This window comes from Pseudochrobactrum sp. sp1633 (genome assembly GCF_030376605.1).
In the GTDB taxonomy this organism is placed as follows: domain Bacteria; phylum Pseudomonadota; class Alphaproteobacteria; order Rhizobiales; family Rhizobiaceae; genus Pseudochrobactrum.
In genome coordinates this window covers 101,380-122,967 of the sequence record NZ_JARRAE010000009.1, presented here as the reverse complement: position 1 = coordinate 122,967, position 21,588 = coordinate 101,380, and the positions used below count along the sequence as shown (strand labels likewise).

Below are 21,588 nucleotides of genomic sequence, written 5' to 3'. Positions count from 1 at the left end.
TATGAGTGAAAATGCAAAGCCGCTGGTGGATGTGTCTGATCTGTCTGTCAGCTTTGGCAAGGGGCGCAAGCGCTCAACCGTGGTCAAGAAAGCCCGTTTTCATATTGCCCGTGGTGAGGCTTATGGTCTGATCGGGGAATCCGGTTGCGGTAAGTCCACAATCCTGCGTGCGCTGGCCGGCCTGATCCCGCATTATACCGGCAATTTCAGTTTTGACGGTACATTGCTGTCCGGCGAGCGGGACAAATCCTTCTTCCGCCGCGTGCAGATGGTGTTTCAGGATCCTTATGCTTCGCTGCATCCACGCAAGATGGTGCATAAAGTGCTGGCGGAATCTCTGACCATTCACGGCATGGATCGCAAAGAAGAGCGTATCCGTGATGTGTTGACGGCTGTCGGTTTGGGGCCGAGCTTTATGTATCGCTATCCGCATGAATTGTCGGGTGGTCAGCGTCAGCGTGTGGCAATTGCCCGTGCGTTGATTATTGAGCCGGACGTGCTGCTGCTCGATGAGCCGACCTCGGCGCTGGACGTTTCTGTTCAGGCGGAAATTCTCAACCTGCTCAAAACCCTGCGCCGTGAACGTGGCCTGACCTATCTGATGGTCAGCCATGATCTGGCGGTGGTTGCGCATATTTGTGAGCGGGTCGGCGTGATGCACAAAGGCATTATTCTGGAAGAGCTGACGGCAGATGATCTGCGCCAGTCACGCGCCAGTGCACCTTATACGCAGGAATTTTTGCAGGCCAGTGTTGAAGCCGTGGCGCATAATTAAAGCGCATTCCAAAAAGTGTGAAACGGTTTTTGGATAAAATGCGCGACAATTGAAAATGGATCGGGGGGAAGAGATATGAGTTATCAGCATGCGGCCAATCCGGCGGCTGAATGGGAGCGGGTACAAAATCCTGCGGCCTCAGGCTGGTCGGAGGCCGGTTTGCAAGCCGTTGAGGCTTGCGCAAGTGGTCAGGAAACCGATGCATTGATGATCGTGCAAGGTGCAAAGGTCATTTATAGCTATGGTGATGTTACCCATAAATATCTCTGCCACTCGATCCGCAAAAGCATTCTTGCGGCTTTGATGGGGCAGGATGTGGCCGATGGCACCATAGATCTGAGCTTGTCACTCGAACAGCTCGGTATTGATGATAATGAGGGCTTGAGCGAAGTTGAAAAACAGGCAACGGTCCATGATCTGTTGACTGCGCGTTCCGGTATTTATCATGCGGCGGGTTATGAAACGCCGTGGATGCGCATGATTAAAGAGAAGCGTCACTCCCATGCACCTGGCACCTTCTGGTGCTATAATAACTGGGATTTCAATGCGCTGGGTACGATCTTTGAACAGCTGACCGGTAAGACCGTGCATCAGGCCTTTGATGAGCGCATTGCCAAGCCGTTGCAGTTTGAGGATTTCTCACTCAGCGGTGCGAAGCCGGACGGCTGGCATGACCGTTTTACCGAGAGCCGCCATGCTGCCTATCCGTTCCGCCTGTCCACCCGTGATCTGGCGCGTTTCAGCCAGCTCTATTTACGCAATGGCCGCTGGAACGGTGAAGATGTGCTTCCAAAGGGCTGGGCGCAGGAATGCGTAATGCCTTATTCTGATGCAGGCGCACGCGGTGCCTATGGCTATATGTGGTGGCTGGAGCGGGACGGTGTGTTCTTCCCCGGTGTTGTTACACCTAAGGGCAGCTATGCGGGCTTTGGTGCGGGCGGCCATTTCTGCATTACCATTCCGGCGCTGGATATGGTGATTGTGCACCGTGTGGATACGGATATTACCGGCCGCCAGTTGAACCGTCACAAATTCGGTCGCTTGCTGAAACTGATCTTCGACGCATTTCAGGGGTGAGGGAAATGCGGGAGGAGGAAATGACGGTTGCCGGAGCGATTGCGCAAGTTTGCGCAAAACCGGTAACCAGTGCAAAGGCGCGTCTGCTGGCGCGCGATGCCATTATCGACACGCTGGCCTGTATGGTGGCAGGGCGTAGTGATCCGAGCACGAAAACAGTGTTTGAGGCTTTTGCCCTGAGCGGCAGCGCGGGAGAGGCGCTGCTGGTGACTGGTAAAACATCAAGCCCGATGCTGGCGGCGTTAGTGAACGGCACCGCAGCTCATGCGCTGGACTATGATGATAATTTTCTACCCGGTATGAGCCATGCCTCGGCGGTGATTGTACCGGCACTGCTGGCTGTGGCGGATTTTGACAAGATATCCGGCGCGCAACTGATTGATGCCTATCTGGCGGGTTTGCAGGCGCAGGCTTTGGTCGGTGCAGGTGTCGGGCAGGCGCATTATACGGCAGGCTGGCACGGAACTTCCACAATTGGCAGTATCGGCACTGCGGCAGCGGTTGCGCATCTGCTGGGTTTGAGTGAAGAGGCAACAGCGCGAGCAATCACCATTGCGGTGAGCTATGCTTCCGGCACTAAAGGTCAGTTCGGCACGCTGATTAAGCCGTTTCATGCGGGCATGGCGGCGCGCAATGCCGTGGAGGCGGCATTGCTGGCAAAAGCCGGAATGCAGGCGCGGCACGATATTCTGGAAGGCGGACAGGGTTTTCATAGCCTGTTTGCCGGAGATCAGCGCCGCGGGTGGAAAACGGAAGCGATAATCGCTGACGCAGAGCATATTATTGAGACCGCAGGGGTAATGCCGAAACGTCACCCGTGTTGTGGTTCAACGCATTTGATCATTGATGGCTTGCTGGATCTGATGCGTGAGCATCATTTCACTGCTGTAGATGTGGAGAGTATTGAAGCGCTGGTTGGTATCGCCAATTACCGCAATCTCGCCTATCCGCAGCCGGTTGATGAAATGCAGGCACGGTTTTCCATGCAATATTGTGTGGCGCGTGCTTTGCGGCAGGGCAGTCTCGGTCTTGCTGATTTCACACCGCAGGCCGTGCAGGAGCATGCGGATGATGCGTTGTTGAGTCGTGTGACAATGCTGAGCTACAGTGCGGATGAGGAACGGATTGTACAGGATAAGCTGCCGCATCGTGTGACGGTAAAATTACACAGTGGTCAGGTGCTGACAGCATCGCGCCATTTTGCAGTCGGCACGCTACAGCAACCCTTTTCTGATACAGACAGGTTTCAGAAGTTTATGGATTGCTGTGGTGGGATGAATGACGCCGCTGCGATTTATGCGCAATTGTTGAAGTTCGATGAAGCGCCGGATCTCAAACCGCTAAAGGCGCTTTTTCATTAGCTAAGTATATTGATCTCTCTGGCGGCGAGTGCTGATGCGCGTCGCCAGAAGCGCTCAGCATAGTCGGTGCGAAAACGCTGCGACCGATAAATGCGGATTTCCACATCGAGGTCATAGTCTTCTGTGCCCGCTCTAACGAGTATGCCCCGTTTCCATTCATCGGGCATCAGGCTCTGTGGAATCCATGCAACGCCCTGACCGGACACAGCCATAGCTTTCAAACCAACTGCCATACCGTTTTCATAGACCATATTGAGTTTTAAACCACGGTTTTCGACAAGCGGATCGAGAACCTGAGCAAAGAATGTCGTATTGCGGTAGCGAAGATATTCAGTCGGTAATGTTCCGTTTTTCAGGCAGTGCAACGGCTGACCTGCGGTGTCGGCCGCGCAAACGGGAATGACTTTTTCGTGGCCGAGCGACAGATAAGGAAAATTCCTCAGATCATCCATCTGGCTGACGGACGGATGGGCATAAGTCAGTAAAAAATCACAATTTCCGTTGAGCAGTGTTGAGACATTGCCGAGAAATGAGGGATGCGGATCGGAAAAACGGGTTCTGAAATTATCTCCGTTCTTCTCAATTTCTGCCATAAGTGCGGGGAAAAATGTGAGCGATAATGTGTTGAGGGTTGCAAAAGACAACACCTCAAGCATTGGCGTATAGCGTGCGCTCAGCTCATCACGGGCATGGGTGAGAAGGCCGACGGCATCATGGGCGCGGTGCAAAAAACTCTGTCCGGCAAGGGTCAGACGAATGGGATAAGTAGAGCGGTCGATCAGCGGTACGCCGACCCATGCCTCAAGTTGCCTGATGCGGCGCGACAATGCGGATTGCGTGACATTTCGCTCATTGGCCGCCCGGGAAAAGTTCAGATGCTGCGACAGGCAGAGGAAATCCTCGAGCCACTTCAATTCCATAGAAAAAATCCGCACCAGAGTATTTTTGTCTTTAAACAAGTGATTTACTTTTAGAATAAATCAGAAGCAAGGTCATCTGAAATATGCGGAACATACGGATTTGAATAGATTTTTTTGTTTGGGAAATACTTAAATTTCCTTTTCCCTATCGGTATAGTTGACTTGACAAGAGGTGGCTTGCAGGTTTCATGCTGGTTTAAAATTCAATTGACCGGAGAATCCCGATGTCGATCCGTGCTGTCTTTGCTGGCCTTTTCATGTCCGCAGCGCTTACCTTGTCTGTTCAGCCTTCATTGGCGCAGACTGCCCAAAACGGAACAAGGACGATCGAAACAACGCAGAACGGTGATTATCCCGGTTTTGATCTGCGCACGGAAAAAGATGTCAGTCTCGGCCAGTGTGAGAATATCTGCCTCAAAGACGATGAATGCCGCGCTTTCACTTATAATGTGAAGGCCAAATGGTGTTTCCTGAAATCCGACTATAACCAGCTGAGCAGTTTTGACGGTGCTGTTGCCGGTAAAGTTGTGGATGTGGCTGCACAGGCAGAGATCGGTGCACCGGCACCGTTGAGCTTTGTGCCGGCTAGCATACTGGATGAAGCACGCACCTATCGCAATCAGCTGAGTACAGCAGATAAACCATCAGGTGATGCAGCCGCATTATTGCGCGATGCACAGCGTGTTCTGGAATCCGGTGATGCAGGTTCAGCGCTGATTGATTTTGCCCGTATTGTTCCGCTTGCCAAAGAAAACAGTGCAGTCTGGCAGGGCTTGAGCCGCGCAACGCTTTCCGCAGCGCAAAGTAATGAGGCCAATTGGCAGATCAAACGCGCGGCTACCTCCTCCGCTGTGGTTGCCTATCAGCTGAGCCGCACGGTTTCCGACCGTGCTGAGGCTTTGAGTAATCTGGCCAAGGCGCTGGTGCTTCGTGAGAATTTCCGTCCTGCACTGGACAGCTATAAAGCCAGCCTTGCTCTTCAAAACTCTGCCTCGGTTAATGCGGCCTATGAAGAACTGCGCGCCCGCAAGGGTTTCCGTGTTGTCGATCATACCGTTGACAGCGACAGCGCCAGCCCGCGGGTTTGTATTCAGCTCTCTGAAGCGCTGATGAAAAGCGGCATTGATTATGCTTCTTTTGTGACCGTTGATGATGCAACGCCGAAAGGTGTGGAAGCGAAAGACCGGCAGATTTGTATCGAGGGTTTGCAGCACGGCAAGAATTACCGCATTGGTTTGCGTTCCGGTCTGCCTGCGGCAATCGGTGAGATGATCGAAGCGCCTGTTGCTCTGAATATCTATATCCGTGACCGTGCGCCGACAGTGCGTTTCAACGGCGATGCTTTTGTGCTGCCAAGCACCATGCGTCGCGGTATTCCTGTCGTTAGCATCAACGTGAAAACCATTGATCTTGAAATTTACCGCGTTGGTGAGCGCGCGCTCACACAGTCGATGGACGGTATCAGTTTCTTTGGCCAGCTGGATGGTTATGCAACATCGCAGATCGTAAGCTCGCTCGGCGAAAAGGTTTATACCGGCAAGCTGGATGTTGAGAGCGATCTGAATAAGGAAATCGTATCAGCCTTTCCGGTTGATGAAGCGCTGCCGAAACGCAAACCCGGCATTTATATCATGACCGCCAAGGCTTCAGGCGATAAGTCGGAATATTGGAGCTCGCAGGCCACACAGTGGTTTCTGGTGTCCGATACCGGCCTTGCAACTTTTGCCGGTGAAGATGGTCTGAATGTTTTTGCCCGTTCTCTGGCAACAGCCAAACCGCTGAATGGTGTGGAACTGCAATTGCTGGCCGCCAATAATGAAGTGCTGGGTACTGCGACCACCGACAGCGATGGCCGTGCGACCTTCACCGCTGGTTTGATGCGCGGTACAGCCGCGATGGCGCCTGCCATTCTGACTGCCCGCAGCAAGGGTGATAATGGCGAGGAAGACTATGTGTTTCTCGATATGAAACGCGCCGGTTTTGACCTTTCCGATCGTGGTGTGACAGGCCGCCCTGCGCCGGGAGCACTGGATGTTTATGGCTGGACTGAGCGTGGTATCTACCGCACCGGTGAGACTGTACATGCGGCAGCATTAGTGCGTGACGGTGCTGCAAAGGCCGTTGATAATTTACCGCTGACCTTCTCTTTTCTGCGTCCGGATGGTGTGGAAGACCGTGCGATTGTCAGCACATCACAGGCAGCTGGTGGCCATGCCGTGGAATTGCCGCTGGCGGATAATGCCATGCGCGGCACCTGGACTTTGCGTATTCTGAGCGATCCTAAAGCTTCGCCGCTGTCGGAAAAGCAGTTTCTGGTTGAGGATTTTGTGCCGGATCGCACGGAATTTGACCTGACATCGGATGTGAAGGAAATTCAGGCCGGGGATGCAGCTGTGGTTAAAGTTGACGGCCGTTATCTTTATGGTGCACCGGCTGCTGGTCTGACCCTTGAGGGTGAAGTTAATATCCGCCCGACCCGTACATGGGAGCTGTTCCCGAAATATGTTTTCGGTCTGGCGGATGAAGAACAGCCGGAAGATACACGCATTACGCTGGATGATCTGCCGGTTCTGGATGAGCAGGGCAAGGCCGAAATTCCGGTGCTGCTGAATGACCTACCGGTGACAACACAGCGTCTGAATGCGGATATTGTTGTGCGCATGCGTGAAGGCGGCGGCCGCGCGGTTGAGCGCAAGCTGACTTTACCGGTTGCCTCCGACAGTGCCATGATCGGTATCAAGCCTGAATTTGACAGCGAAAGCCTGCCTGAAAACAGCAATGCGCAGTTCTCGGTTATTCTCAGTGATGCCGATGGTAAGCGTTTGGCTGAAGAAGGACTGGAATGGTCGCTGATCAAGGTTGAGCGTAATTATCAGTGGTATCGCAGCGGCAGTTCATGGAACTATGAGCCGGTTACCTATACGAAAAAGGTGGCAGACGGCACGGTTTCCGTGAGTGAGCAGAATGCCGGTGCTGTACAGGTTCCTGTGCAGTGGGGACGTTATCGCCTTGAGGTTGCAACATCTGATCCTGACGGCCCGCAGACTAGCATTGAGTTTGATGCAGGCTGGTATGTCGAGGCGCGTTCTACTGAAACGCCTGATGGCCTGGAAGTTGCGCTGGACAAAGACATTTATAAAGACGGTGAAACTGCCAAGCTGAAAATCTCACCGCGTTTTGCCGGTGAGCTGCTGGTCACTGTCGGCGCCGACAGTCTGCTGATGACCAAAACCGTTTCGGTTTCTGCTGAGGGTGCGGAAGTTGAGATTCCGGTGAGTGGTGAATGGGGCGCAGGCGCTTATATTACTGCCAGCCTTTATCGTCCGGGCGAAGCACAGGAAACCCGTATGCCTGCGCGTGCCATTGGCATTCGCTGGCTGGCGGTTGATCCCGCTGAGCGCAAACTTTCTGTGCGCATTGAAGCACCGGAGAAAACCGAGCCGCGCAAACCTTTGACAATTCCGGTATCCATCGGCGGGCTGAAGTCCGGTGATCAGGCTTTTGTCATGATCTCGGCTGTGGATGTCGGCATTCTCAATCTGACCAATCACAAACCGGCAGATCCTGCGGGCTGGTATTTCGGCCAGCGTCAGCTCGGTCTTGAAATCCGTGATCTTTACGGCCGTCTGATTGATGGTTCGCTTGGATCAATGGGACGTTTGCGCACTGGTGGTGACGGTGCACAGATGGCTGCTGAAGGTTCCCCTCCGACTGAAAAACTGGTCGCCTTCTTTGCTGGTCCTGTTGAGGTCGGTGCAGACGGCAAGGCCAATGTCAGCTTTGATATTCCGCAGTTCAACGGAACGGCGCGGATCAGCGCTGTGGCATGGACGAAAACCGCTGTCGGCAATGCGCAATCTGACGTGATTATCCGCGATCCGGTGGTGATTACCTCTGCTCTGCCAAAATTCATGGCACCGGAAGATCAGGCGCAGCTGCGTCTGGATATCGCCAACACAGACGGCCCTGCCGGAAATTACACTGTAAGCGTTGTCAGTACCGGTCTGGTTGCTGTTCCGCAGGAACAGGCACCTTCCGCGATTACGCTGGCACAGGGGCAGAAGACACATCTGACTTTGCCTTTGAAAGCTGAAAAAGCAGGTATTGCAGAACTGACAGTTCAGCTGACCCATGAAAGCGGATTGAGCATCTCGCAGGATCTGATCCTGCCGGTGCGGGCGTCTTCTCTGCCGGAAACCACACGTAAGGAAGTAACGCTTGCTGCCGTCAACGGTTCTCTCATCATCAACAAAGAGTTGTTGGCTGATCAGCGTATGGACGGTGCTTCGGTGAGCATTAATGTGTCCAATGCTTCAGGTTTTGATATTCCGGGCATGCTGACTGCGCTGGATCGTTACCCTTATGGCTGTACCGAACAGACAGCCAGCCGCGCTTTGCCGCTGCTCTATATGAGCGAACTGGCCAAGCAGGCCGGTATGCCGATGAAAGACACCGAGGAGGAACTGCGCGAGCGCATTCAGGAGTCAGTTTACAAGGTGCTGAATAATCAGTCGTCTTCAGGCAGCTTTGGTCTCTGGTCGCCGGATAGCGGTGACCTGTGGCTCGATGCCTATGTGACGGATTTCCTGACCCGTGCCCGTGAGCAGAATTATGCGGTTCCGCAGCAGGCTATGGTGCTGGCACTGGATAATCTGCAGAATGCTCTGGCCTATGATGTTTCAATCAAGGACAATGGCAATGCTATTGCCTATGCCTTCTATGTCCTGTCACGCAACCGCCGTGCTTCCATTGCGGATCTGCGTTATTACGTAGATACCCGACTTGAAGAATTCGCAACGCCGTTGTCCCGTGCCCAGCTCGGTGCAAGTCTTGCGCTTTACGGTGACGGTGCCCGTTCTGAACAGGCTTTTGCCTCGGCCTACCGCCTTGCAAATAAGGGCAATATCTCGTGGGCGCGGTCGGACTATGGTTCGAACCTGCGTGACGGAGCGGCTATTCTAGCACTGGCTGCGGAAAGCCGTCCGGTACCGTCAATCGTACCGGAGCTGACCAAGCTGGTGGGTGGCCTGAGCAACTCTACCCGCTATACCAGCACGCAGGAGCAGGCATGGCTGCTTCTGGCTGCCAAGGGGCTGAAAGACGAAGATGCCAATCTGACACTTTCGCTGAATGGTGAAGCGCGTCAGGGAGCAATGTCTGAGCGTCTGACAGGGGAAGAGCTTGAAGTATCTCCGGTCACTATTGGTAATACCGGTGATAAGCCGGTAACGGCAGTGATCACAACGATTGCCACGCCTGTGGAAGCGCCTCCTGCCGGTGGTGATGGCTTTACCATTGCACGCAGCTATTACACGCTGGATGGTGAAGAGATCAGTGTCTCCGCGGCTCAGCAGAATGAGCGTTATGTGGTTGTTCTGAAAGTGGCTGAAGCCAATAACTGGGCTTCACGCGTGCTGGTGACGGATTTGCTGCCTGCCGGATTTGAAATTGACAATCCGCGCGTTGTGAACAGTGCGGATTTGAGCAATTTCGGCTGGCTGGGAGCGACTTCGGTTGCCCATAGCGAGTTCCGCAGTGATCGTTTTGTGGCTGCCTTTGACAGCAGTGGCGGCAATGCCCGTGAATATACTGTTGCTTATATCGTGCGGGCAGTTACGCCCGGAACCTATGCACATCCGGCACCCTATGTGGAAGATATGTATCGTCCGCAATATTTTGCCCGCGGCGCAAAGGGCATGATGGAAGTGCAGCCAGCCCAATAAGCCGGTTAAAATATAAAAGCCCCGCCGGAGCATTTCAGGCGGGGCTTTTTTGTGCGGATTATCTGGTTAGCAGACGGATGATAAAATTGGCAAATCTGCCATAGGGCGGGTGCAGATAATCGGTCGCTGCCGGATTGTATTTGTGCAGAACAGGCATGGCTTTTGAAAAGGTTTTGAACCCTTCCTCACCGTGATAATGCCCCATGCCGCTCATGCCCACGCCGCCGAATGGCAAATCGGCGCAAGCAAACTGGTAAAGCGTATCATTGATGCAGACACTGCCGGCAACGATATGTGAAAGCGCACGCTCGATGTTCTCATGGTTTTTGCTGAAGCAATACAGCGCCAGCGGACGGTCACGTGTGGTGATGAAGCGGATCGCCCCATCATAAGATGGATAGGTTTTTACCGGTAGCAGGGGGCCGAAAATCTCTTCCTGCATGACGGCGCTGTCATCGGATGGCTCAATCACCAGCATGGGCGGCAGAATGTGATATTCTTTTGCCTTCTGCTCATCATCCAGTGACAAGAGCGGGATAATTTTATGGCCGCGTATACTCGCGTCATCAATCAGGCCTGTGAGGCGTTTATATTGGGTTTCGTTGATGATGGCAGTGTAGTCCGGTTGACTGTCGAGGCGGGAATAGCGCTGTTTGGTTTGTTGCTTTACCTCTGCAATAAAATCCTCAAGTAGAGCCTCCGGCAGCAGCACATAATCTGGCGCAATACAGGTTTGTCCGGCATTGAAGAACTTGCCTGTGAGAATACGGGCAACGGTTTTGGGAAGATCGGCATCGGGCGCAATCAGCGCGGGTGATTTTCCGCCAAGCTCCAATGTGACGGGTGTCAGATTTCGGGCTGCTGCGGCCATAACCTTTTTACCCACAGCACCGGAGCCGGTGAAAAACAAATGATCAAAAGGCAGGGCAGAAAAAGCTGCGGCAATGTCTGCACCACCTTGGGCAATGTTCACACGGTTTTCAGGAAAAATCTCGCGCAACAGGTGACAGAGATAAGCATTGGTATGCGGCGTATGCTCGGATGGTTTGATGTAAACATGATTGCCCGCAGCCAGTGCGGAAACCAGTGGTGTGAGCGACAGGTTTACCGGATAATTCCACGGTGACATGATGCCTACAACGCCCAGCGGTACATGGCGGACTTCTGCTTTTGCAGGCCAGAACTGCCATCCGGCTTTACGTCTTTGTGGTTTCATCCATTTTTTGAGATGACGCAGAGAAGTGTCAATTTCTTTCAGCACAATCACGGCTTCAGCCATCATGCTCTCATGGGTGGAACGGTGGCCGAAATCGCGTGAAATCGCTTCTGTCATCTGCGGCAGACTGGCTTTGAAGGCTGTGCGCAACCGCAACAAATCCTCGCGGCGTTGCCGCTCATCAGGGCGGTTTTGCAGCCATGCATCACGCAAAATCGCAAAATTTGTGCTCAGTTGCTCAGTCATTTGTAACCCTTAAAACAGAACGGGCAAAACACCATTGCGCTGTATAATAGGTGCCGAGCACCCAGAGCGGGTTCAGCGGTATATCAAAACGAAAACGCCCGTAAGCCAGAATACTATCACTGATAACAAAGAAGATACCGCCAAAAGCCGCAATTTTGGCCGCCTGTTTTGTATTTCGGTCAGCGATTGTCATGTTGATAGCGCGGTTGAGTGCCAGTGCGGCCATCAGCGCCAATGCAATAGCATAAATGGCGACCGGAATATGCATACCATCTGGCAGGCTGTTCCACAGTCCGGAAATAATCAGCAGCGCAATGGCAGCAAAACCGATAAAGACAGCGGGCTTGAACGCAGCATGATCGGACAGCAGTGCATAAATATAAGCACAATGGGTGAGCAGAAAGCAGATGAGGCCTGCCAGAAAATAATCCCCCGGTAACATCAGAAAGAAGTCGCCGCCGATAGCAAAGGCCAGCCCGAGCGCAATTGCATTGCGATAATGGCGGGATGCAGGGTGCTTAATCTGCAAAGTCAGAAACAGCAGGAAAGCCGTAGCCGTCGGCTTGGTGAGATAATGCAGCCAACGCCATTCAGGACTGAGTGAAGCGCCAAGCAATGCACCCGTAATGGCTGCCGCAGCAAGTAGCATATAGACCAGCATTGCGGCAGAGTGATTATTGGTTGTTTGTGATGTGTTCCCGACGGCCATGCATTTTCTCCCCCTTTACACAGCCTGTTCAATTGACCTGAACGTAAACTGTTGTTTGAGGCAGAGTAGCGCAAATCTGTATTGCTGCAATCACAATTGCAGTCGCCGCATAGTGATGTTGAGGGAAGCGGGAGCGGAGTTATCCGGCTTCAGGAGCATCCGGTTGCGTACCATAGGCCGCGAAGAACATATTCACTGCGGATTCAACATTATAGCGGATTTGCTCTGCTGTCGGAGCTTCTTCCATATAAGCGAACAGTCGTTGGCGATAGATGCCAGCAAGGAACAGTTCTGCCAGTTGATAGGCTGCATGCTGCACATCCGGTACGCGGATGATCCCTTGCTCGGCAAGCTTTTCAATATAGGCTTTGAGTACCATCAGCCCGCGCCGTGGTCCGCGTTCATAAAAACGCACACCCATTTCCGGTTTCCGTTCTGTGACACCGAGAATAGTGCGCTGGGCGCTGATAACCATATCTGATGTGACAAGCGTAACGAGCGCCACGCCATAGGCAATCAGGCTCTCTTTACTGGACAGGGCGTCGCCGTTAATTGCCTCGATCTGCGAAAATAAAACGCTGCGATGTTGCTCGCAGAGCGTTTCAAACAATTCGTCCTTGCTCTCGAAATAAACATAGATCGTGCTTTTGGACACACCGGCTTCACGGGTGATGTCATTCATACTCGCAGCATCAAACCCCATGCGCAGAAATACATTTTGCGCACCGTCCAGAATTTTCTGACGCTTTGCCGGATCCTGTCCGGCGCCGTGGCGACCATTCTGTGACTCTTTGTTGCCTGTCATGCCTGTATGTTTCCGATATATGGATGAGCAAAAAAATCAGTATTTCGAACTGATCAGTGCGATTTCAATTGATATGACGTCTGGCTTGCTTTATGTCAACATCGAACCGATCGGTTTGAAGTGTGACAAATGTGGTTTCCGGATGCAAGCCGTCCGCTAATTTAGATGTCACACGAATAATCTGCTGCGGTTTTATTGTGACTGTCATTGCCTGTTTTTGATATTGATTTGTTCCTCCCTCTTGGCAATGCGGCCTGTTCTTTAAGAAAGTCGCCCCCATGTCCGCATTTAAATCTGTAGCTAAATTAAATCCGACTGAACCGTTTGCGGCGGATGCCGGTCGTCCTGAACATCTCGAAGCGGAGCATGTTGTTGCACCGGCAGAGTTTAAGCGGGTACCGCAGAATGATGACGGCGCAAATACCGAGCCGCCGCGCGATGAGCAGGCACAGTCTGTGAATGAGCAGGTATCACCGGCAAATGATCAGCCAGTGAAGCCTTCGCGTAAACGTAAAATTCTGACCGGTGTGCTGATTGCAGCATTGGCTGGCGGCACATGGTATGGCTATGACTGGTGGACAACAGGGCGCTTTATGGTTTCCACCGATGATGCCTATATTCACGGGGACATCATGGCGATGTCACCGAAGGTTACCGGTTATATTGATGATGTGCTGGTGAGTGCCAACAGTCATGTCAAAGCCGGTGATGCCATTTTCCAGCTTGATCAGGGCGATTATCAGATTGCGCTCGATGAAAAGAACGCAGCGCTTGCCACCCAGCAGCAAACACTGGCGCGAATTGATGCGCAGGCTGTGGCCGCAGAGGCCGCGTTAACGCAGGCGCGCGCGTCTCAGCAGTCTTCTGCTGCCGGACTGACTAATGCTCAGTCAACAATGGAGCGGGTTACCAAGCTGCATGATACGCGTTTCGTTTCCCAGTCTGACCTCGACCGTGCAACAACTGCACTGGCGCAGGCACAGGCGGCGGATGCGAATGCTCAGGCGCAGATTGCGGCGGCTCAGGCCAATATCGGCGTTTTGAAAGCGCAATATAACGAGGCATCAAGTCAGGTTCGCAGTCTGGAGCTGGCGCGGGATAAAGCGCAACGCGATTTGTCCTTCACAACATTGCGCGCACCATTTGACGGTGTTGTCGGCAATCTGACCGGTAAAAAGGGTGATCTGGTCAGTGCAGGGCAGCGCATAGCAGCACTGGTGCCAGTGAATGCGCTGTATATTGATGCCAATTTTAAAGAAACACAGCTGAAGAATTTGCAGGGTGGCGAGACCGTGCATTTCACGGTGGATGCGCTGGGTGGTGAAACGTTTGAAGGCAAGCTGGCATCCTTGTCGCCTGCTTCTGGCTCTGTCTTCTCCCTGCTGCCACCGGAAAATGCCACAGGCAATTTCACCAAGGTTGTTCAGCGCGTGCCGGTACGTATTGTTATTCCGGCAGAGGCACTGGCAACCGGTAAATTGCGTGCAGGTCTGAGTGTTGTTGTGGATGTGGACACACGTACTGCACCGCAAAAGACTGCAACCGCAGAGTAGGCCTGTTCAGCTATGGCCGTTTCAACCACTATGCAGGCAGTGCCTGCCGCCGAAGAAAAGATTGATCCGAGAAAAGCCTTTGCGTTTCTGGCAATGGTCTTCGGCATGTTTATGGCCATTCTGGATATCCAGATTGTGTCTGCGTCTCTGGCTGAAATTCAGGCAGGCTTAGGGGCAAGTTCCGATGAAATTTCGTGGGTGCAAACCTCCTATCTGATCGCGGAAGTGATTATGATACCGCTGTCTGGTTTTCTCGGGCGGCTGGTATCCACGCGTGTTCTGTTCACGGTTTCGGCGGCGGGCTTTACTGCGGCCAGTGTGCTCTGTGCAACCGCGACGAATATCGAGCAGATGATCGTCTATCGTGCGATTCAGGGCTTCATCGGCGGTGGTATGATCCCGAGTGTGTTTGCTGCGGCTTTTACAATTTTCCCACCGTCCAAACGCTCCATCGTTTCCCCGATTGTCGGGCTGGTGGCAACTTTGGCGCCGACCGTGGGACCGACAATCGGTGGTTATCTTTCCCATGCATTTTCATGGCACTGGCTGTTTCTGGTCAATGTGGGACCCGGTATTATTGTGGCGATTGCCGCATGGAATCTGATCGATTTCGATAAGGGTGATAAATCCCTGCTGGCTAAATTCGACTGGTGGGGACTGGCCGGTATGGCGGCGTTTCTTGGCTCTCTGGAATATGTGCTGGAAGAGGGGCCGCGCAATGACTGGTTTCAGGACAGCCATATTGTGATCATGACATTTGTGCTGGTTGCCGGTGCGGTTACATTTTTCTACAGGGCGTTTACAGCCGAAGAGCCGATTGTTGATCTCTCGGCCTTCAGGAATATGAATTTTGCGCTTGGTTCCAGTTTCTCGTTCATCATGGGGGTGGGGCTTTACGGGCTGACCTATCTCTATCCGCTCTATCTCGGCAGTATTCGCGGCTATGATGCGCTGATGATCGGTGAGGCTTTGTTTGTCAGTGGTCTGGCGATGTTTATGACAGCGCCGCTGGCAGGGTTTCTCTCAACGCGGATGGATCCGCGTCTGATGATGATGATCGGTTTTATCGGCTTTGCCGCCGGTACCTATCTGATGACGGGATTGACGGCGGACTGGGATTTCTACGAGCTGTTGTTGCCGCAAATTCTGCGTGGCTGTTCAATGATGCTCTGTATGGTGCCGATCAACAATCTGGCGCTTGGCACATTGCCGCCATCCCATATTAAAAATGCATCGGGGCTGTTTAATCTGATGCGTAATCTTGGCGGTGCGATTGGTCTGGCAATGATCAATACAATGCTGATGCGTCGTGGTGATTTGCATTATGCGCAATTGTCGGAGCATCTGAACTGGGGCAACCACGAAGCTCAGGAAATGCTGGCCAATCTGACCGCTAAATTTAATGCGGCCGGTATGGACGGTGCCAATATTGCGCTGGTTAAACTCTCCGGCATGGTGCGCCAGCAGGCAACGCTGATGTCGTTCATTGATGTGTTTATGATTTTGACCGTGTTGTTTGTCTCGCTGGCCTTTTTTGCGACCATGATGAAAAAGCCCGGTGATGTGCCGAAAGAAGCGGCAGGACATTAAGGGCGTGTCAGTTCAAATAAAAACGGCGGGTAGAAACCCGCCGTTTTGCTATCTCATTGTGCTGCTTGTATTTGTGGTGAGGAGCGCCCGCTGTCCTGACGCATCAGATAGAGCGATGCGCCGACAATCAGCAGAGCACCCGGCCAGAAATTAATGCTTGGCGCAGCGGCAAAAACGATCCAGCCGAGAATGACATTCAGCGGCAGTTTCAGATCATCAAAAGGCTGCAAATAAACAGCATCCGCAGCTGAGTAGGCTGCGATCTGGAAATACTGTGCCATTGCAGTGAGAATGCCGATGGTCAGCAGAATTGACCAGATTTCCATAGACGGCGCTGCAATCTCCGGAAATCCGACACCTGATGCAACCCAGAGTGCGCCGTTAATCGGTGTTAGCAGGATCAGCATATAAACGGAAATGCTGGCCGTTGTTTCAAAACGGGTCAGATATTTGGTCATCACCGAATAGCCTGCCCAGAGCGCTGCGGCCAGAATTGGCAGCAGAGAATAGACAGTATAGGTATCTGACCACGGGGCGATGATAATCAACGCGCCGACAAAGCCTGCCAAAGTGGTGAGCAGGCGTGTTTGTGTTACCTCTTCACGCAGGAATAATCGTGCGCAGAGAATAACAAAAAACGGCGAGGTCATGGATAGCGCAATCACCTGCCAGATTGGCACATGGGTGAGGGCAAAAATCCAGACCTGCACACCGGCGGCAGCCAGAGCTACGCGAATAACATGCAACCCGAGATGATTGGTGCGCAGTGCTTTTGTGCCTTCGCGGATCAGCAGCGGCAATGTGAGCACAAGGGCAACCACATATTGCCAAAAAGCAATGATGACTGAAGGAATGCCGGTGCGTGTGCCTGCCCATTGGGTGGCAACATTGACGCCTGCATAGGCGGCCGCAGCAGCCAGCATGAGAGCGGCACCGCGGACGGTTGGTTTTAAAGTCTGAACAGAGGCAATTGGGCTCAACGTTTTCTTCCTGTCTCGTAAGCCTGTTACCTCAGGGGAATAGTACGGGAAGAAAAACGCATAATACGGACGGCAGGTAGCCGTCACACAACAATGCCATTTCAGCCCCGTTCTCTTGCATCCGGACTATGACCGTCGGCTTCGGAATCACACCGAATCTGCTGACCCTAACTGGAGTATTCAGGCTCTAGCGGCTTGCAAATGTCGTTTTTCTACACTTCCGGTGCTCATGTACTAAAAGTACACTCCGCTCCGGTTCTCGGAAAACACCATTTTCAGCACGCTATAACCAGAATACGGGCAGGCGCACTCTATGTTTGGTGCCTGCTTTGCATTCCAATTAAGCGCTCGCGGGCTTCAGACTTACGCCTGTTACCGCCGGTGGGGAATTACACCCCGCCCTGAGAACTGGATTAAAATTACTATGCAGACAAACTGAGGAGCGAGCCGCAGCTTGTCTGCATGAGGTGAATTTATGTCGCGGCTTCACATAAATCAAGTCGCATAACCGGCAACGCTGTGTCCTGAAAACGCACAAAATGATTGCTGAATGCACGACATTAAACAGGGAATTAAATAATGTGAAATCGACTGCTCTGAAGGTGTGTTTAAGCCTGTTATAACCTGCGAAATAACTTTTTCAGAAGTCAATGATGCGCTTATGCAGTTAAATCAGCAGCTTTGAATCGCATAGTGATATCTATTTCAGTGAAATTGCCTGCTTTTTGTGTCATTTCCGGCAAATGTTCGGGTGGAAGCCTGCGCTTTTTTGACGGAGACATAGGGGCAGGGAGCAGAGCAGTATGTATTACGATAAAGTTCAGAAAAATAAAATCACGCAGCAGCCGTGGTTTTTAGGGGCATTCGCCCTCATTACCTTCATTTTCATGATCTGGAATAACTGGAATCAATCAGGTGCCGGTGATGCGGCCGCCACAGGGTTGGCCGGATTATTACAGTCGACCGGCGGTATTATCGCGGTCTCGGCCGTCACTTCGCTGGTACTGACACTGATCATCAATGTTGTCGGCAAATTGCCGATGCAGACACAAACCGTTGTTGTCTGGCTGGCGCTTTTGTCTGCTGCATTGTATTTTTTCTACAGCTTTGATCTCTCCTATAGCTTCATCCTGTCGAAACTGCCGTTTTTGATCACACAGGGTGTTTTCACAACTGTTTATATTTCGGCGATCTCCATTGCGATTGCCTTTGTGCTGGCGATTATCGGTGCCATTGCCAAACTCTCCCAGAACGGTTTTGCGGTCGCAATCGCCTCGTTTTATACCTCTTTCTTTCGTGGTGTACCGCTGCTGATCCAGATTTATCTGATTTATCTGGGTATTCCGCAGCTTGGTTATGTGATTGATGCTGTGCCGGCTGGTGTGCTTGCTCTGTCGCTCTGCTATGGCGCTTATATGACTGAGATTTTCCGTGGCGGCATCATGTCTATTCCGCGCGGCCAATGGGAAGCTGCCCGTGCGCTTGGCCTGCGCCCGTTCACCACAATGCGCAAAGTTATCATGCCGCAGGCGATGAAGCTGATTATTCCGCCGACAGGAAACCAGTTTATCGCCATGCTGAAAGATTCATCGCTCGTATCGGTTATTGGCGTGTGGGAACTGATGTTTTTGGCGCGTACTCAGGGGCGTGAGGAGTTTCGCCATCTGGAAATGCTGATTACGGCTGCGATGTTATACTGGATTTTGTCGATCATTCTTGAGCGCTGCCAGGCTGTGTTGGAAAAACGCATGAAGCGTCAGGAACGCTAAGAAATATCAAGCCTATGTAATACGGGAGGTCAGCCGTTCTGACCAAACTGTCGCATTATTTTAAGCATGCTCAGGGGAGGAACCCACATGAAAAATACAATTTTATCCGCTGCAGTTGCCGCATTGGCGCTGAGTGTTAGCCTGCCTGCTTTTGCAGGTGAAACGCTCGACCGTGTTACAGAAAAGAAAGAGCTGGTTGTTGCAACCGCTGCAAACTGGCCGCCGCAGTCTTTCATGAAAGACGACAAGCTTGTTGGCTTTGATATTGACGTTGCGACTGAAGTTGCCAAACGTCTCGGCGCAACGGCTCGTTTTGTAACGCCTGAATGGGGTATCATCACTGCCGGTAACTGGAATGGCCGCTGGGATATTTCTGTCGGCTCCATGACCCCGACAACAGGTCGCGCCCGCATTCTCGATTTCCCGACCGTTTATTACTACACACCTTATGTTTTCACTGTGCATAAAGATTCAAAGGCTCAAAACCGCGCCGATCTGAACGGTAAGACCATTGGTGTTGAAGGTGGTACGACCACGGAAGATTACATCAACGGCAATCTGAAGATTGATGCCGTGGGTGTGCCTGAGTTTAAATATGATGTGAAGCCTGGCGACATTAAAACCTATGGCGACAGCGTTGGCCCGCTTGACGATCTGCGTCTTGGTGACGGTACACGTCTTGATGCCACTGTTTCCGCCATGCCGACGGTAGAAAATGCGGTGAAGCGTGGTTATCCGATCCGCGCTCTTGCCGGTGAACCTGCCTTCTACGAGCCACTGGCGGTTGCAGTTGATAAAGGCGATCCGGAATTTACAGCTAAGGTTAAAGACATTTTCGAACAGTTGAAAACTGACGGCACAATGTCTGAACTGTCTGTGAAATGGTATGGTGTGGATTATACCAAATTGAAATAATCAGTCTGTTACTGCATGCCGGTTTCTGACCTTCCCCCGTAGTCAGAAACCGGTACTGTCTTTTGCAAACTGAAACACATTTTCTGTAAGAAGCAGTATAATTATGAGTTCATATCCGGCTACCTATTACAGCGCCACACGCGTTGCTTCATCTTCTGCTTATGAAAGCTTGCAGCAAAATCTGCAGGCCGATGTCTGTATTGTCGGCGGCGGGCTTGCCGGTCTGACAACTGCATGGGAATTGCTGAAGCGCAATAAATCCGTGATTGTGATTGAAGAAAACAAGGTGAGCTGGGGTGCGTCGGGGCGCAATGGCGGTTTCTGCCTGAATGGCTGGGCAGAAGGCTTAGGCGCGATTGAAAAGCGCAGCGGTTTTGAAGACGCTAAAAAGCTTTTTGCCATGTCGGTTGAAGGCGTGGAAATTGTCCGCGAAAATATTGAGCAAAACAATCTCCCGGATTGTCATATTGTCAAAGGCAAGCTGAGTGTAGTGCGTTATGAGGCTGCGGAGCAAATGCAACGCTACCGCGATCGCATGGCACAGCATTTCAATTATGAATATGAATATCTGGACACCGCTGCCGTCCGCCAGAAACTGAATACACCGATCTATAAACAGGCTCTGCGTGATAGCACAGGCTTTCATTTTCATCCGCTTAATTATGCATTGGGGCTGGCTGATCTGATCCGCGCCAAAGGCGGAAAGATTTTCGAAAACAGCGCGATGCAGTTCTACAACCGTAATACACAGGCAGGAGTAACCGGTCGTTATACGGTCAAAACGGCTCAAGGCTCTGTGCAATGTGATGATGTGGTGTTCTGTTGCGGTGGCTATGGCGGTGCTGAATTCGGAAAGCTCCGTAGCTCATTCCTGCCGATTGCCACTTATGTTGTACTGACCGAGAAATTGGGCAGCCGTTTGCAGGATTTCATCCGCACTACGGATGCCGTTGGCGATGACCGTCGTTCATCGGATTACTACCGTGTGGTTGAGGGTGACCGCATTCTCTGGGGCGGACGTATCACCACCAAGAATGAACAGGATGAGACACGTCTCGCGGCAATTCTGCGCAAAGATATGTGCGATGTTTTCGCCGGTCTGCAGGATGTGAAAATCGAGAAGGCCTGGTCGGGATTGATGGGTTATTCCCGCCATAAAATGCCGCATGTTGCCAAAATTGAAGACGGCTTGTGGGCTTGCAGCTCCTTTGGCGGGCATGGCATGAACACAACTGCGATTGGCGGCCGTGTGGTGGCAGAAGCGGTGAGTGGCGAGAGCGACCGTATCCGTCTGTTTGAGCCTTACGGCCTGACATGGAACGGTGGCGTATTGGGCCCGATAGCTGCTGAAACGGTCTACTCCTATCTGCGCCTGATGGATTACTTTCAGGAAGGGCGGTATAAGGGCGCTCATCGCTGAAATGCGGACTAAAATACGGGTTGAGATTTGGAATGACGCTCATGCAAATGACCGATAAGGATAAGCAGTTACTGGCATTAATGCAGAAGAATGCCCGTGAATCTGTGGCGTCTCTAGCGCGTCAGCTCGGCGTTTCCAGAACTGCCTTGCAGGAGCGCATTCAGCGGCTTGAAACCAACGGGATTATTGATGGTTACTCGGTGCGCCTTGGTGCCAATGTGAACCGTTCGCCGATCCAGTGCTTTACCTTCGCGGCACTGAACAACAAGAACTTTCCGGATGTTATCAAACAGCTGAAAACCCTGACAGCTGTGCAGGCGGTCCATTCGATTTCCGGTGATTGGGATCTGATCATTCATATCTGCACGGACACGCTGGAAAAGCTCAATGCCGAGATCAATAAGATCAATGAAATGATGGGTATTGTCCGCACGACCTCGAATATTGTGATGGAAACAAAATTCAATCGCGGTACGAATTTATAAATTCAGCTTGTTATAGGTATTAAAAAAGGCGGGGAGACCCGCCT

At 52.2% G+C, this 21,588-nt stretch carries 15 protein-coding genes and 1 riboswitch; of the genes, 10 read left to right on the top strand and 5 right to left on the bottom strand.

The window, feature by feature from the left end; all coding sequences use genetic code 11:
* The first annotated feature begins 1 nt into the window (after window position 1).
* The 3 genes from P8H26_RS11855 (at window position 2) to P8H26_RS11845 (ending at window position 3,213) form a co-directional block, all read left to right on the top strand.
* Window positions 2–775, top strand: a complete 774-nt coding sequence (locus P8H26_RS11855) for an ABC transporter ATP-binding protein (RefSeq protein WP_289633235.1) — start codon at window positions 2–4, stop codon at window positions 773–775.
* Window positions 776–850: 75 nt separating this feature from the next.
* Entirely contained in the window at window positions 851–1,852 is a 1,002-nt protein-coding gene (locus P8H26_RS11850) for a serine hydrolase (RefSeq protein ID WP_289633234.1), read from the top strand.
* Between the two features lie 20 nt (window positions 1,853–1,872).
* Window positions 1,873–3,213, top strand: a complete 1,341-nt coding sequence (locus P8H26_RS11845) for an MmgE/PrpD family protein (protein ID WP_289633232.1) — start codon at window positions 1,873–1,875, stop codon at window positions 3,211–3,213.
* Here the strand turns inward: P8H26_RS11845 and P8H26_RS11840 are convergent.
* Complete coding sequence (locus P8H26_RS11840; RefSeq protein WP_289633230.1) at window positions 3,210–4,133, bottom strand: LysR family transcriptional regulator; 924 nt, start codon at window positions 4,131–4,133, stop codon at window positions 3,210–3,212. The genes P8H26_RS11845 and P8H26_RS11840 overlap by 4 nt on opposite strands.
* Window positions 4,134–4,357: 224 nt before the next feature.
* Here P8H26_RS11840 and P8H26_RS11835 point away from each other — a divergent pair, with 224 nt between their 5' ends.
* Complete coding sequence (locus tag P8H26_RS11835; RefSeq protein WP_289633228.1) at window positions 4,358–9,856, top strand: alpha-2-macroglobulin family protein; 5,499 nt, start codon at window positions 4,358–4,360, stop codon at window positions 9,854–9,856.
* Between the two features lie 58 nt (window positions 9,857–9,914).
* Here the strand turns inward: P8H26_RS11835 and P8H26_RS11830 are convergent, their stop codons facing one another.
* The 3 genes from P8H26_RS11830 to P8H26_RS11820 form a co-directional block, all read right to left on the bottom strand.
* Entirely contained in the window at window positions 9,915–11,318 is a 1,404-nt protein-coding gene (locus tag P8H26_RS11830; protein WP_289633227.1) for a coniferyl aldehyde dehydrogenase, read from the bottom strand.
* On the bottom strand, window positions 11,311–12,027 hold the full coding sequence (locus tag P8H26_RS11825) for a lysoplasmalogenase (RefSeq protein WP_289633226.1): 717 nt from the start codon (window positions 12,025–12,027) through the stop codon (window positions 11,311–11,313). The genes P8H26_RS11830 and P8H26_RS11825 overlap by 8 nt, the downstream gene beginning before the upstream one ends.
* A 139-nt stretch (window positions 12,028–12,166) precedes the next feature.
* On the bottom strand, window positions 12,167–12,832 hold the full coding sequence (locus P8H26_RS11820) for a TetR/AcrR family transcriptional regulator (protein WP_289633224.1): 666 nt from the start codon (window positions 12,830–12,832) through the stop codon (window positions 12,167–12,169).
* Between the two features lie 278 nt (window positions 12,833–13,110).
* Between P8H26_RS11820 and P8H26_RS11815 the strand changes: the two genes are divergently transcribed.
* Together P8H26_RS11815 and P8H26_RS11810 are read left to right on the top strand one after the other, a co-directional pair.
* On the top strand, window positions 13,111–14,385 hold the full coding sequence (locus tag P8H26_RS11815; protein WP_289633223.1) for an HlyD family secretion protein: 1,275 nt from the start codon (window positions 13,111–13,113) through the stop codon (window positions 14,383–14,385).
* 12 nt (window positions 14,386–14,397) lie between these two features.
* Complete coding sequence (locus P8H26_RS11810; protein ID WP_289633222.1) at window positions 14,398–15,975, top strand: DHA2 family efflux MFS transporter permease subunit; 1,578 nt, start codon at window positions 14,398–14,400, stop codon at window positions 15,973–15,975.
* Between the two features lie 53 nt (window positions 15,976–16,028).
* Here P8H26_RS11810 and P8H26_RS11805 read toward each other — a convergent pair whose 3' ends face one another.
* On the bottom strand, window positions 16,029–16,955 hold the full coding sequence (locus tag P8H26_RS11805) for a DMT family transporter (RefSeq protein WP_289633220.1): 927 nt from the start codon (window positions 16,953–16,955) through the stop codon (window positions 16,029–16,031).
* A gap of 105 nt (window positions 16,956–17,060) precedes the next feature.
* Window positions 17,061–17,368: riboswitch (FMN riboswitch) on the bottom strand.
* A 390-nt stretch (window positions 17,369–17,758) separates the two neighbouring features.
* Here P8H26_RS11805 and P8H26_RS11800 point away from each other — a divergent pair.
* From P8H26_RS11800 to P8H26_RS11785, 4 genes are all read left to right on the top strand, one after another.
* Window positions 17,759–18,724 carry an amino acid ABC transporter permease gene (locus tag P8H26_RS11800; protein ID WP_289633219.1) on the top strand — a complete coding sequence of 322 codons (966 nt, stop codon included), beginning with the start codon at window positions 17,759–17,761 and terminating at the stop codon, window positions 18,722–18,724.
* Between the two features lie 87 nt (window positions 18,725–18,811).
* Window positions 18,812–19,639: a transporter substrate-binding domain-containing protein gene (locus tag P8H26_RS11795; RefSeq protein ID WP_289633218.1), complete on the top strand. Its 828-nt coding sequence runs from the start codon at window positions 18,812–18,814 to the stop codon at window positions 19,637–19,639.
* 103 nt (window positions 19,640–19,742) lie between these two features.
* Window positions 19,743–21,059: an FAD-binding oxidoreductase gene (locus P8H26_RS11790; protein ID WP_289633217.1), complete on the top strand. Its 1,317-nt coding sequence runs from the start codon at window positions 19,743–19,745 to the stop codon at window positions 21,057–21,059.
* Between the two features lie 32 nt (window positions 21,060–21,091).
* The gene (locus P8H26_RS11785; protein WP_289633215.1) at window positions 21,092–21,544 is read left to right on the top strand and encodes an Lrp/AsnC family transcriptional regulator; all 453 of its coding nucleotides are present in this window, start codon (window positions 21,092–21,094) and stop codon (window positions 21,542–21,544) included.
* Window positions 21,545–21,588: the final 44 nt, after the last annotated feature.